At 43.1% G+C, this 14,949-nt stretch carries 9 protein-coding genes; 7 read left to right on the forward strand and 2 right to left on the reverse strand.

All coding sequences use genetic code 11. From position 1 onward, the window contains the following. Positions 1-114: 114 nt before the first annotated feature. The 5 genes from QUA74_RS17610 (at position 115) to QUA74_RS17630 (ending at position 9,806) form a co-directional block, all read left to right on the forward strand. A complete protein-coding gene (locus QUA74_RS17610) occupies positions 115-1,647 on the forward strand; it encodes a hypothetical protein (protein ID WP_333331533.1) in 1,533 nt (510 codons plus the stop codon). 256 nt (positions 1,648-1,903) lie between these two features. Continuing rightward, on the forward strand, positions 1,904-7,354 hold the full coding sequence (locus QUA74_RS17615; RefSeq protein WP_333331535.1) for an AAA family ATPase: 5,451 nt from the start codon (positions 1,904-1,906) through the stop codon (positions 7,352-7,354). 156 nt (positions 7,355-7,510) lie between these two features. Then, positions 7,511-8,746 carry an adenylate/guanylate cyclase domain-containing protein gene (locus QUA74_RS17620; protein ID WP_333331538.1) on the forward strand — a complete coding sequence of 412 codons (1,236 nt, stop codon included), beginning with the start codon at positions 7,511-7,513 and terminating at the stop codon, positions 8,744-8,746. 31 nt (positions 8,747-8,777) lie between these two features. Next, the gene (locus tag QUA74_RS17625) at positions 8,778-9,386 is read left to right on the forward strand and encodes a DUF6272 family protein (protein WP_333331541.1); all 609 of its coding nucleotides are present in this window, start codon (positions 8,778-8,780) and stop codon (positions 9,384-9,386) included. Positions 9,387-9,452: 66 nt separating this feature from the next. Next, complete coding sequence (locus tag QUA74_RS17630; protein WP_333331544.1) at positions 9,453-9,806, forward strand: slr1659 superfamily regulator; 354 nt, start codon at positions 9,453-9,455, stop codon at positions 9,804-9,806. Positions 9,807-9,952: 146 nt separating this feature from the next. On the opposite strand, the gene QUA74_RS17635 is transcribed toward QUA74_RS17630, so the two are convergent. Then, positions 9,953-11,434 (reverse strand): ATP-binding protein, encoded by a 1,482-nt coding sequence (locus QUA74_RS17635; protein ID WP_333348506.1) that lies wholly within the window; start codon positions 11,432-11,434, stop codon positions 9,953-9,955. 130 nt (positions 11,435-11,564) lie between these two features. Next, a complete protein-coding gene (locus QUA74_RS17640; protein WP_333331552.1) occupies positions 11,565-12,425 on the reverse strand; it encodes an alpha/beta hydrolase in 861 nt (286 codons plus the stop codon). Positions 12,426-12,553: 128 nt separating this feature from the next. Here QUA74_RS17640 and QUA74_RS17645 point away from each other — a divergent pair, with 128 nt between their 5' ends. After that, positions 12,554-12,754, forward strand: a complete 201-nt coding sequence (locus tag QUA74_RS17645) for a hypothetical protein (RefSeq protein ID WP_242720238.1) — start codon at positions 12,554-12,556, stop codon at positions 12,752-12,754. A 171-nt stretch (positions 12,755-12,925) separates the two neighbouring features. Further along, entirely contained in the window at positions 12,926-14,770 is a 1,845-nt protein-coding gene (locus QUA74_RS17650; RefSeq protein ID WP_333331555.1) for a BamA/TamA family outer membrane protein, read from the forward strand. Positions 14,771-14,949: the final 179 nt, after the last annotated feature.

Consider the following 14,949-nt stretch of genomic DNA (forward strand, 5'->3'; position numbering starts at 1 on the left):
AAAGATATTTAGTATGATCGGCTGTGGTTTATACAAAAATATTTTGAATAAAATTTTATAAAACGCTGGCTCTACCGCATTAGTGATTAAAAATCTATTCTGGTCTATAAATAAATGACAAACAGCATCTTTCGACTCCTGTCAATCTTCTTAACTATCGCAACAATAACTCTGTTTCCCGGAGTTGCTAATGCAGGTCAGATTTCCCTTCACAATTCTACTAACCAGCCCATTACCTGTTATGCTGCTGGCGAGATTCGCAACACGGTTAAGCAAAATACACAGACGATCGCCCTCTCACAAGGCGAAACTCTTGCACTCAACCCAGAGGATTTCTCGACGCAAAAGATCGCTCGCGTGGAGTGTGCGGGATACAATGTGGACAATCTGAACATCACCGTAAATAGTCCCGATCGCTATTTATCTTTCACCGGTCAAGCCCAGCAGACTTTATCGGTATTGTTGTACCCCTATCTACCGACAACACTAGAAGCAAATTTTCAGCCGATGGTAAAGCGGATTGTTAATGAGTTTCAACATAAAAATCCCCAGATTTTGCTCAATGCAGTAATGACTCAAGATTTAGAATATGACACCTATACCTACAGCAATTTGCCGAACATTCTCGGTAAAAATGGATTTGATTTAGTTGAACTTGATACCTTAATGTTAGGTGATGCAGTCGATAACCATTTGATTCTTCCCGCTTCCCAAGCAATATCAACTTCAAAGTTTTGGCCAGTAGGTCTAGAAGCCTCAACTTACAACAATCAACTCTACGGTTTTCCGACTTGGCTGTGTTCATATTTTTTATTCGGGCGAGATCCGGATATTTTACAAGTTAAATCAGTGCCGGAATTAATTAATTATTTATCTCACAAACCAGCCGTAAAACCGCGATTAATTGCCAACTTTAACAGTGACTGGAATGCGATCGGCTTTTATTTGGATGGCTATACAGACTTGTTTGGGTTTGATCACGTGACAGAAGCTTTGGAGAAACCGCTCGCTCCGCAGGTAATGAACAATTTAGTAGAAATATCTGCAGAATGTGCAGTCAATGGTACAAATGGCTGTGTCAACAACTACTATAATCAAGATCCAAGCGCTGGATACCAGGACTTTTTAGCAGGGGCCAGCAGCTTTATTGGCTTTTCGGAAAATTCTTTTTATATCCGCTTGTCCGATCCCCAAAAACTACCTCTTTTTGCTACACCAGCTCCCTATGGTCAGGAACTTAAACCATTGGTTTTTGCTGATAGTTTAGTTATGAACTCTTCAAGATGTAACAATCAAAATTGTCAAGCTAATGGCGTCAAATTTATCGACTACATGAGCAGCGTTGATACAAAACTCTGGATTGCTTTTAGCGAAGATTTAGATAGCGGTACGCCACCCAGGCGATCGCTACCAGCCATCAAAGCTTTCTACAGCCAGCCACGAGTCCAGCAAGACGAACTATATCCGCAATTCGCACCAGTAGTCAAGAACCAAAACGCAAATTTTCCTAACTCTATTTCCGAAAATAAAAAAATAGCGATGTACCAAGAATTTTGTAGGGAATTTAACCAAGAGGAACCGGAATATCCCAAATGTGAATTGAATAGGCGAGATATCCTACGAAGCAAGCGCTTCAAAGGTTTTTAACAAAATGGCTCGGATGTAGGAGCGGTTAGCGATCGACAAATTATTATTCTTTGCTCAGGCATTAGTGAAACCTTGCGGGCTGTAGTAAACTAATCACTAATTACCGAAAACTTTTTTATCTTGATTAAAGCAAAAGTTGACTATGATTTAGCAACCTGAGCGGCGGTAAGTACGTTCTGAATCGCTGAAACCTTGCCCTTAATTGCATCGATCCATCGATTTTTGCCCTCTTCCTTCAACATCTACTATAGCAACTATGACCCTGATCTCAATTCCTGGCTACCGTGCGATCGAACAACTCTACTCTGGCCCCAGAACCTCCGTGTATCGAGGTTTTTCGGAATCAGACAATCAACCAGTTGTCATCAAACTGCTCAAGTCTGAGTATCCGACTTTCAGCGAACTGGTGCAGTTTCGCAATCAGTACACCATTGCCAAAAATATTGAAAATTCCGGTATTGTCAAACACTTAAGTCTGGAAGTATACCGTAACGGTTTTGCCTTAGTGATGGAGGACTTTGGCGGTATTTCTCTGGCAGAATACATCACCAATGATGCTTGGGGTATTCAGGGAAAATTTACTAATTGCCTAGGGGATTTTTTACATATTGCCATTAGAATTTGCTCTTGTTTAGAAGCAATATATAACAGCAAAGTTATTCACAAAGATATCAAACCCCAGAATATTATAATCAACCCTAACACTAAAGAAATTAAACTAATAGACTTTAGTATTTCCTCGCTTTTGCCTCGAGAAAATCAAGAAATCAAAAATCCCAACATCTTAGAAGGGACATTAGCTTATATGTCTCCCGAACAAACTGGAAGAATGAATCATGGGATTGACTACCGCACCGATTTTTACTCGCTAGGAGTAACTTTTTACGAACTGTTGACAGGACAATTGCCATTTCAATCTCATGAACCGATGGAATTGATTCATTCTCACATTGCTCGCCAGCCAATTCCCCCGATCTCCCTAAATCCTGCCATCCCCCAAGTATTGAATGACATCGTACTCAAACTGATGGCGAAAACAGCGGAAGCACGCTATCAAACAGTTGTTGGCATCAAACACGATTTAGAAAAATGCTTAAAAGAATACTCGGATCAGGGCAGTATTCAAATGTTTGAACTAGGCAGCAGAGACATTTCTGAACGCTTGGTCATTCCCGAAAAACTTTACGGCAGAGAAACCGAAGTTTTGACCCTATTAGCAGCGTTCAACCGCGTCGCCTGTCCCCAGGAAAATTTCGCAACCGCCGATTTGGAGGTTTCCCTTACTAGCAGCCGAGAGCCTAATAAACTCCCCCGTACAGCTACTACCGAAATCATGCTGGTAGCAGGCTTTTCCGGGATTGGCAAAACCGCTGTCGTTAACGAAGTTCACAAGCCGATCGTCCAGCAGCGGGGATACTTTATCAAAGGAAAATTCGACCAATTCAGGCGCGATATTCCCTTTTCCGCCTGGGTGCAAGCTTTGCAAAATTTCCTGCGGCAACTACTGACAGAAAGCGTTACTCAAGTTCAGCATTGGCAAGCCCAAATATTGTCCGCTTTAGGCGATAATGCTCAGGTCATTATTGATGTTATCCCAGAATTAGAACTGCTGATTGGCAAGCAACCTGCTGTCCCGGAATTAGAGCCCAGTCCTGCACAAAATCGCTTCAATCTGTTATTTCAAAAGTTCATTCGTGTCTTTGCTACCAAAAATCACCCCTTAGTCATCTTCTTAGATGATTTGCAATGGGCTGATTCAGCATCTCTGAAATTAATGCAATTGTTGCTGGGCGAATCCGAGGGTCAACATTTGCTGCTAATTGGTGCTTATCGAGATAATGAAGTTTCCAGCGTTCATCCATTAATGCTGACTTTATCAGAGATTCGCAATCTACCAAACCGCAGTATTGATAGACCAGCCCCTCTAATTAATCAAATTACTCTCGCGCCACTTTCAAAAATTGACCTAAATCGTCTGGTTGCTGATGCTTTAAGTTGTCCGACAGAACGCTCTCTTTCCTTGACAGAATTGATATTTCAACAAACTAAAGGCAATCCTTTTTTTAGCAATCAATTCCTCAAAAAACTGTACGAAGATAAGTTAATTTATTTCGATTTTACCCCCTGGAAAGGGGGAGAAAGGGGTGGTTGGAAGTGCGATATTACTAAAATCCGAGAATTAGCAGTCAGCGATGATGTCGTTTATTTTATGGCGAATCAATTGCAGAAATTGCCGATCGCTACTCAAAATATTTTACAATTAGCTGCTTGTATTGGCAGTCAATTTGATTTAGAAACCTTAGCAGTTGTTTGCGAAAAATCTCAAAAAGACACCGCGGCTGATTTGTGGAAAGCATTGCAAGAAGGTCTAATTTTACCGCAAAGTGAAGTTTATAAGTTTTTTACAGAGGCTGGGGAGTCTGCACAATTAGCTGTTGCTGATTGTCAATTACCAAGTTACAAATTTTTGCACGATCGCGTTCAACAAGCCGCCTACTCCTTGATACCCGACGAGGCAAAACAGTCAACTCACCTGAAAATTGGTAGATTGTTGTTGAGTAATACCCCAGAAGATGAAAAAGAAGAGCAGATATTTGATATAGTCAACCACTTGAACATTGGACGAGAATTAATTGTCGATCGCACGGAACAAAATCAACTAGCTTCCTTGAATTTAATTGCTGGACGTAAAGCTAAAACTTCCACAGCTTATGCTGCTGCTGTTGATTACTTAACTATCGGCCGAAACCTGCTAGCCGATGATAGCTGGACAAATTTATACGACTTGACGATTGATCTTTATGTAGAAGCAGTTGAAGCCGAATATTTGAATACCAATTTCGATGTGTCGCACCAACTGGCGGAAATAGTTCTATCTCGATCGCAAAACTTTCTCGATAAACTCAGAGTTTACGCAGTGCAAATTCAGTCTTATATTGCTCAAAATCAGATGAAATCGGCAGTAGATACTGGATTGCAAGTTTTGGGAATGCTTGGTGTTTCTTTGGAAACCGAACTTCCCGCTACAGTGGAGATTTCTGCCTTAGCTAATTGGCCAGAAATTAATGATGCTTATAAAATTGCTGCTTTGAGGATTTTATGTGCGATCGCTTCTGCCGCTTATCTAGCTAGTCCAGAAATTTACCCCACCGTTGTGTTTACAATGGCACATATTTGTAGCAAATATGGGAACTCTGCACCGGCTAGTTATGCCTATGCTTGTTGCAGTTTAATCTGTGAAGTAATCGGAGAAATTGAATTAGGCTATCAATACGGCCAACTATCTTTGCAGGTATTAGATAAATTCCCATCCCAAGAATTTCACTCGAAAGTGGTGATGGTGTACAATGCTTGTGTGAGACATTGGAAAGAACCCAGTCGATCGACCATACCGTCTTTGCTCTCAGCAGTCCAAAGTGGTTTAGAAACAGGGGATATCGAGTATGCTTGCTATTCGGGTATGTATCTTTGCATCTACAGCTTTTTTAGCGGTGAAGACTTAACATCGGTAGATAAAAAATACGAGCAGTATTTGGAACTAATGCTGAATTCCAAACAAGAATATCAGACTTATTATACTAAAATCTGGCGACAACTCACATTAAATTTACAAGGATTAGCTGAGGATAATTGTCGGTTAGTTGGGGACAGCTTTAATGAAGATGAAATGTTGCCAGTTTTGCTAGCCGCCAATAATGTCTCTTCCATCTTTGGGGTGTATTTTGCTAAATTGGTTGTGAATTATTTGTTTGGCGATCGCGATCGTGCTGTGGAAAATGCCCAGCTAGCAGAGCAATATGTCGCTGGTGTCGGCTCGTTGATGATGGTTCCCCAGCACAACTTTTACCATTCCCTCGCCCTGCTGGCACTGTATCTCCATGCTGAGTCGATCGCTCAGGAACAATACTTAAACCAAGTCAGAGCCAATCAGGAAAAAATGCAAACCTGGGCATTCCACGCACCGATGAATTATCAGCACAAGTATGACTTAGTAGCCGCAGAAATCGCACGAGTATTGGGACACAGGCTCGAAGCCATCGATTTGTACGATCGCGCTCTTGCTACTGCCCAAGAAAACCAATACCTCCAAGAAGAAGCATTAGCAGGTGAACTTGCAGCTAAATTTTATCTGGAATTAGGTAAAGATAAAATTGCCCGCGTCTATCTAACTGACGCTTATTACGCTTATGCTCGCTGGGGATCTCAGGCAAAAATTGATGATTTAGAACAAAAATATCCCCAATTACTCGCCCCCATTGTAGAACAAAAAACAAGTTTGTATGGAGGAGATACCATTGCTCAGACTATAGTCGGAACCATCAGTTCAAGTGGGAAGAATATTTCTGATATTCTCGATTTGGCAACAGTTATTAAAGCTTCTCAAGCCATATCGGGGCAAATAAACATTGATGAATTGTTGTCAATTTTAATGCAAGTATTGATAGAAAATGCTGGCGCGTCAAAAGGCTCTCTCATCTTAGAAAGGGATGGTGAATTATCCATCGTTGCTAAATATTTAGGCGATAGCTGCTATTTGCCAAATATTCCACTCTCTCAAAGCCAAAACCTTCCCATCACTGCCATTAACTACGTCTGGCGTACCAGAGAAACCTTAGTAATTAACGATATTGCTACTGAAAATATCTTTGCTGCCGACCCCTACATTATTCAGCACCCACCTAAATCTGTATTGTGTACTCCAATTGTAAACCAAGGTAAAGCGATGGGCATTGTGTACTTAGAAAACAATCTCGCCACAGGTGCATTTACTCCTGACAGATTGGAAGTTTTAAAAATCCTATCTTCCCAAGCGGCTATTTCGCTCGAAAATGCTCTGTTCTATCAAACTCTAGAAGATAAAGTTGAAGAACGTACAGCCCAACTAGCTCATGCTAATCAGGCAATCTCTGCCCTCAACCAGCGCCTCAAAACCGAAAATCTGCGGATGAGTACCGAACTCGAAATCCTCAAACAAATGCAGCAGTTAATTCTGCCCAAATATGCAGAATTAGCAGCAATTACAGAGTTAGATATTGCTGGATTTATGGAGCCAGCAGATGAAGTTGGTGGCGATTACTACGACGTACTTTATACTGAAGGAGTGGTGACTATTGCCATTGGTGATGTCACCGGACACGGACTAGAAAGCGGCATTTTGATGGTGATGACTCAAGCGGCTGTTCGCACTTTGAAGGAAGTTCAAGAACTAGACCCGGTTCGCTTTTTAGATACCCTCAACCGCACTATTTATAAAAATGTCCAGCGCATGAAGTCCGACAAAAATATGACACTAGCTTTGCTCAACTATGCCGACTGTAAAGTTAGTATTAGTGGTCAACACGAGGAAACTCTTGTGGTCAGAAAAGGCGGTCAAATTGAACGGATTGACATGATGAATTTAGGATTTCCGCTCGGCTTAGATGAGAATATTTCCGATTGGGTCAGCCATGTTTTAGTAGACTTAGAGCCGGGGGACGGGGTAGTGCTTTATACTGACGGTATCCCCGAAGCTAGAAATATCCACAAAAAATTCTACGGTATCGAAAGACTATGTGAAGTGGTTTCTCAAAACTGGCATTTGAGCGCCGAACAAATCAAGGAAGCCACCATCGCTGATTTGCGAGACTTTATTGGAGAACAAAAGGTTTTTGATGACATTACTTTGCTAGTATTGAAGCAACAGGGAAATATTGTGCATAATTTATGATTGATGGTCGTCAACCCGGTTTCTACGAAGAATATGGGATTTAGTGACCAAACTTCGACGCCGAAACAGGATTTCGAGTTCTCCCCGTTTAAGTTCTAATAATTTACCGCGAGCGAGTCAAACAATTTTGCGCTTCCCGATTCGGAAGTATAAATTATGAAACCACAAATAAATTTAGCCCCCTCTAAATCTCCAGAAAATCTCTATACCCAGCTACAGGAGTTGAGCGAAAAACTTGAGGAAGTAGAGGATGAAAAAAACAGCTATGAAACCTTAGTAGAAATTATCACGCAACACTCCACGGATCTCGAAAACCAGATCCGTCATAAAAATCGAGAGATGCAGACTTACATCGAGCAGGTAAAAAAGGTGATAGATGCAGCTATTGCTGTGAAAAATAACAGCTTTGAACCCCAGATATTGTCAGAGGTGGCAGCGCGCAGTGATGCACTGGGAGAACTGGCACAGGTATTTTCGCATATGGTGCAAACGGTGAAAGCGCGGGAACAAGAATTAGAGAAACTTTTGCAAGCTTACGGACGTTTTGTTCCCGATGAATATCTCCAATTTCTCGGCAAGCAGAGCATTGTTGATTTCCAGCTTGGAGATCACGTCAGCAAAGAGATGGCCATTATGTTTTCCGATATGCGTTCCTTCACCACGATGGCGGAGCAAATGACTCCTCAAGAAAACTTTGATTTCATCAATAACTATTTACAGCAAATTAGTCCCGAAATTCGTAAGCACAACGGTTTTATTGTCAAGTATATTGGAGATGGAGTCATGGCAGTTTTTCCTGATGGCGTTGATGATGCTATTCAGGCAGGAATTGTGAAATTGGAGCAGTTGCAGAAATACAATCAAAGCCGTAAAATAAATGGGGATATACCGCTGAAGATTGGCATTGGTATCCATGTGGGTGATACGATGGTTGGGATTATTGGAGACGCGAATCGGATGCAAGCAGATGCGCTCTCAGATCATGTCAATCTCACCGCTCGTCTGGAAGGTTTGACTAAGTATTATGGCGTATCTTTATTAATTTCTGGAGATGTGGTACAACGTTTGAGTCAACCCGAAAAGTATCATATCCGTTTTTTGGATCGGGCTATTGTCAAAGGTAGACAAGAAGCCATTACAGTTTGTGAGGTGTTAGATGTTGAAGTAGAACCAGTGCGATCGCTCAAAATTCAAACTTTGCCTATATTTGAGGAGGGACTCGAAGAATATTCTCAGGGAAATTTCGCTAAGGCCATAGTTTGTTTTGAACAGATAGTGGCCCTAAATCCAGATGACAAGCCCAGTCAACTTTACCTAAAACGCATCCAATCGCTGTTAGAAAAGAGTATTCCCGCTAACTGGAATGGCGTGTGGAAATTCACCCAGAAGTGACATTAATACATCAATTGGAGGCAGAAAAATCATGACATCTGGAAGCTTAAAAACAATGACACAAATTTTTGGAGAATTCATTGAAGAATTTCCTCCTGAACACGACTCCCTAGAACTTACATTTACCCCCAGTTCTCGCCCCATCAAACAGCGCTGGCGAAACAACAGGCTTTCTGCTCATTTTGTAGCCGATTATTTGTCTAGCTTTCTACCGGTGGATGAGGAGGATGCTAGCAGCGAGAAACGGATAAAAGAAAGCAAGGGAGCTGTGAGCTACGTAGCCAACGAACTGTTAGAAAATGCGATAAAATTTAATAACGATGATACCAATTACAAGGTCAGATTTGGCATACATTTTATTGGTGACACAGATGTGACGGCAGTAATTTTTGCCAGTAATAGTGTCAATCCACAAGGGGCAAATAAGTTGAAGGAGTTTATTGAAGAAATTATGGCTTCCGATCCCAATGAACTTTATTTGCAGCAGCTTGAAAAGAATGCGGAATCGGAAAGTGACACATCGGGATTGGGATTGCTGACGATGATTAATGACTATTCAGCTAAGATAGGTTGGAAATTCGATCGCAGGCCAGATAGTGATACCATAATTCTTACGACTGTAGTTCAAATTAGGGTCTAGTTTCTAGCATTTCAATGTTTACTCTCTTGTGCGATCGCAATATTTTAGTCAGGAAACACAATCACAATGGGCATTCAAGAAATTAAAGGTGAAGATTACAGCATTCAGTACGATCCAGAATCAGTCACAGCCACTTTCCAAGGCGAACTCAGCCTGAGCGGCCCTCCAGAGTATGCACCAATAGTCGAATTGTTAGATGAGGTCGCCAATCGCGAACCGCCTACTATTACCTTGAACCTAAAACAATTGGATTTTGTTAACAGTTCTGGTATCAGTATGCTGTCTAAATTTGTCATCAGCGTCCGGAAAAAGAAAACGATTAAACTTTTGGTATTGGGTTCAAATGATATTCCTTGGCAACAGAAATCTCTCAGAAATTTAGAAAAGCTGTTGCCAACTTTGAAGTTAGAATTAGAGTAGGATATGTGTAAATTTTAACTACAGTTAACACAGGCGGGACGCCCGTGCCACCGTTAACACAGGCGGGACGCCCGTGCTACAGTTAACACAGGCGGGACGCGCGTGCCACAGTTAACATAGATAAATTTGGATGATTAGTAAATTGCTTAAGTTTGCTGGATCGGGAGTTCAATGATAAACTCGGTTCCCTTGCAGGGTTCCGACTCGCACCGAAGCGATCCTCGGTGATTTTCTACTAAGATTTTGTAGACAATAGACAATCCTAAACCAGTACCTTTACCGATTTCCTTGGTGGTGAAAAACTGCTCGAACATTCGTTCTTTTATCTCTGCTGTCATTCCGGTTCCAGTGTCAGCAATCCGCACTCTCACGCGATCTGGCCCTGCTAATTCTGTGCTGATAGAAATTTTTAGCGCAGCATAGGGCTGAGTTTGTGATGCCTCGTCCAAAGCATCGATCGCGTTGCTAATTATATTCATAAATACTTGATTGAGCTGTCCGGCATAACACTCTACAGCAGGCAATTTTCCATAATTTTTAACTAATTGAATGTCGCGACGGTCTGTTTTAGAATTGAGACGGTTTCGCAAAATTAACACGGTGCTATCAATGCTGTCGTGCAAATCACACAGCGTCATGTTACTGTTATCGGTTCGCGAAAAATTACCCATAGATTTGACAATTTCGCGAATGCGATTGGAACCCAGTTGCATGGAAGAGATAACTTTAGGCAAGTCTTCAACTATAAAACCAAGATCTATCTCTTCGATTTTATCTGTGATTTCGGGACAGGGATTGGGATAGCATTCTTGATAGAGACACAGCAGGTTCAACAAATCTTGAGTATAAATTGCGGCATGGCTCAAGTTGCCGTAAATAAAACTAACTGGGTTATTAATTTCGTGGACGATACTAGCCATTAGCGCCCCCAGCGAAGACATTTTTTCGCTGTGGAGGAGTTGAGCTTGAGTTTGTTTTAGTTCGCAAAGTGCGCGATCGATCTCGGCGGCTTGAGCTTCCGCTTTCGAGGTAGCAGCACAACTTTCTTGATAAAGTTCAACCTGTTTAAGGTCGATTTCAAATTGTTCGATTTCGCTTTCTTGCTGGTATTGACTCACCACGGCATCGAAAGCTTCTAGCAACTCGCCGCCCGCTGCTTCGACAATATACAGCAGGTGGGGATTTTCCAGCCTGAGTTCGGCATCGGGAACTTGCAGCAATGCTTTTATTCGATCGATATATTGGCGGACTTGTTTGTCTAGATACAGTGGCGCCTCAAAATACAGTGCCTTGACGGTGGCTGAAGGGGGACTCACTAAGTTGATGCTGCTGTCAGTATTAATTAAGTCGCGGTGTGATTTTTCCATAAGCTCGATCGCCTCTAACAAATTCCCCCGCAGTTTGGATCTTTCTACCCCATTCTGAGAACAAACTAACCTCATGCAAAAAAAAGCCGTTCGTTGGGAAAGCATTCGCTGACGGCCGCTGATATTAATTACCGCAGCACTAATTTTTCTGGCTGTCGTAATTTCTTCCAGATTAAAATAGTTCCTCATTGCAGCCATTGGTAATATCCCCGACTCAACTAAATGTCTGTAGCTCCTGCTGACACAAGATTTAAGAGCCATAATAAAAAATTGTACAATACACTAAGCAATATATTATGTATTTCTTACTAAAGTAGTATACTAAAATACAATTATTTTCAATTAGTAGTTGATCACAATTTTTATGAGTCGCCTTCTTGCACCGTTTTTCTTAATTATTCAAAAAATTACCAATCAACTTCGCCATAATTTGAGCTTGAGTTTGTGGCAACCCGTGAGCAGCATTAGGAATAATTGCTAACTCGGCCCCCGGTATCTCATTAGCGTAGGTTTCACAGTGCCATAGAGGAATTGTTTCGTCACTCTCTGCGGCTATGACTAAGGTAGGAATTTGCAATTTGTGAATTTCTTTTTCTACTGTATCAACTGCGTCTTCCGGCCGCATCCGGCTCATTAAAAATGACCTTGCTACTGGTTGAGACATTAATTCCCTGCGCCACCCGGAAATTTGCTGCAATTTCTCACTTTTTCCAGCTAAACTAGCAAAAGGTTTTGCCAACTGCAAGGCCCAATCCACGGCTGGGGTTTCCCACAACAGCGGCCGCAAAGCATCATATTGACCACAAAAAGTGTCGTCCCGAATTCCCGCCGGTGCTGCTAAGACTAAACTGCTAACAGAATTAGGATATTTTAGAGAATATGCAGATGCTACCCAACCGCCAAAAGAATGTCCGATAATGCAGCAGGGTTCGATATTTAGTTGTTCTACAACTTGCCGGACAAAATCAACTTCTACAGCTACGTCATAGCGGATTTCTGGTTTACTGGATTCTCCAAAACCCAACATATCTAAACTGATGCACCGAAACTGAGATTGCAATAACTCTATTAATGGCAGCCAGCAAGTCTTTTCTCCGAAGAAACCGTGCAGCATCAATAAGGGTCTGCCGCACCCGATGTCCAGGTAGGCGGCTGTTTGGGTGGTGCTATTGACAAATGTACTTAATGTGTGCGTTTGTCCTACAAGTGCTTGAGACTGCATGGCGATCGACTCCTGATAGGTAAGATACATTTGTAAACAATTGTAACAAAACAGCAGTCCAAAGGTTAAAGTTCATTACGGAGTACACAATTAGAAATAGACCATGATATTCTCTATAATTATTAGAAAATACTGCAAACTCAAAGCAGGAGAACACTTTGAACTCTACTTTAAAACAGTACCCGGCTTGCTCTCTTCGCGAAGATGTCAGTGAGTACGTAGCACACCTACAGCTTCACATGACGTTACAAGCTCGCAACTTGCTCCCTACCATTACCACCGCTAAGGATAGTCGCGAACAACTGTTGCAGCAGACTCAGGCTCATTTTGAGAAACGAGTTTCTCGACAAACTCTTTAAACAAATTTTCGGTTTCCCCAATTTACGATCGCCCGCGATCGAACTTTCCTAAATTTCAGCATCCCAGAAACCCGGTAGCCTCAAAAATACCGGGTTTCTTTTCGGCTAATTATGCAGGGGGCCCGGTTTTGGGTAATATGCGTTGGGTGTGCTTTAAATTTATTTTTATTTATGCGAATTCCGATTATTGCATTTTTGACTTTGGCGGCGCTGGCTGGCGACGAATTGGCGGCGCGGGCGATCGATCCGACTGCCGCACCGACTCAGGCGGAGTTTAGAGAGGGAACTGCAGAAATTGACAGGCGAGACGCCTGTCCCACAAGGGCACAGAGGGAGGAGGATCAGGTGAGTCTCACATCTGGCACCATTCTCAAGAACGGGCAAGATGCCCGTTCCACAAGAGATGAATTGTTTTGTGGAACAGGCATCTTGCCTGTTCCTAAAAAGCTGATTGAGAATGGTGCAACCTCTCAGGTGAACCCAACTGTGCAGAATTTGCCGGCATCCGATGAGCTCGCAGCTTCTGGAGAAGTACGCGCGGCGCAGCTATCCCCTAGGGAATCGCCCTCTCTCAAGTCCAGCCACAATAAAGATTTTACATCTCTGTTAAAAACTCCCGCGACGATCGCGGCAAAAGCCGAAATCCCCGAAGCAGTAAACAGCAACGCCCGACAGCTAGGCGGTACTCTACAAATTAGTCAAGCAAGCAATGCTGAAGGCGTTTACGTTGCTGAGGTGAAAATTCGCTTTGTCAATTCCAGAGGCGAAGCTGTTGATAAAAAAGGGAATCCGGTTGAGGGCAGAATTTCGGAAGATTTTATCCGAGGCGAACTCAAACTCAAGGCGGGGGATAACTACAGCCGGGAAGTGGTGCGATCGGATTTGCAGCAGTTGCAGCAATTGGGATTGTTTGACAAGGTTACGGTTTCGATTGAAGAAGTTGGCACGGATGTTAATGTAATTTACAACGTTCAAGAGCGATCGGCTCGCTCTTTTAGCGTGAGTGCCAGTCTTAGTGATGATGTTGGCGTTGCTGTTCCTCTTTCCTATACCGATCGAACTTTCGGCCGGGTGCCACAGCGGCTGGCGGTGGATCTTCAGCCCAGCCTCCGAGGTATCCAGTACGATGTCCAGTTTGTCAGCCCTTACGTGGCCGCCGAAGACCGTTTGGGATACAGTGTGAGAGCTTTTGGCGATCGCAGAATATCGGAAATTTTCAACAAAGATATTGATTTGCCCAACGGGAACCGAGTTCGGGAAATTCGGATGGGCGGAAATCTCAGGTTTACCAGACCTTTGGGCGATTGGCAATCGACTTTGGGACTGAATTATACAAATATCAGTACGCGCGATCGCAACTTAAATATCGCCCGCCGCGACGAACTCGGCAATCCTCTCACATTCAGCGGATCGGGCGTTGACGAGTTATACACTGTTTCTTTGGGTGCGATGCTCGATCGGCGGGACAATCCCTTCGACCCCACCAGCGGCTCGATTCTCAGCCTCAGCACCGAGCAGTCGATACCTCTAGGGCGAGGTAACATTGTGAGCAACCGCCTGTTAGCCAATTATATACAGTATGTACCAGTAACTTTGCTCGGCCGCGGCGAGTCCGAGGCTTTGCCCGAAATGCTGGCTTTTAACTTGCAAGCGGGGACGGTAATCGGGGATTTGCCACCAACGGAAGCTTTTCGCCTGGGCGGCCGCAATTCTGTGCGGGGTTACGATAGCGGGGATATTGGCAGCGGCCGAAGTTATTTTTTAGCTTCCGGCGAATATCGGTTTCCTGTCGGCAGGGATGTCGGCGGCGTGATATTTGTTGATTTTGCGTCGGATTTGGGAACGGGAGATAGCGTGTTGGGAAAACCGGCGGTAGTCAGGGACAAACCGGGGACTGGGGCGGGTGTTGGGGTGGGTGTGAGAGTGCGATCGCGCTTTGGATTAATTCGCTTAGATATGGCGGTTAGCGACTCCGGCGATCTCAAATTTATACTCGGTACAAAGCAGCGATTTTAAATTAGTCATCAGTCAGTAGTCATTAGTCACGAGTTAAGTGTAGATACAAGAAGCGATTTCAATTGCCAGTTGCTAAAAAAAGGTTTCAGCCCAGGGTTTTAAACAGCGCAGTGTCGGTGATTGCTGCGTCTGATTGGGCGAGTTGTCGATCGAATAATTGAGTTGGATTTCTTTGCTCA

This window comes from Microcoleus sp. LAD1_D3 (assembly GCF_036702135.1).
GTDB lineage: Bacteria > Cyanobacteriota > Cyanobacteriia > Cyanobacteriales > Microcoleaceae > Microcoleus.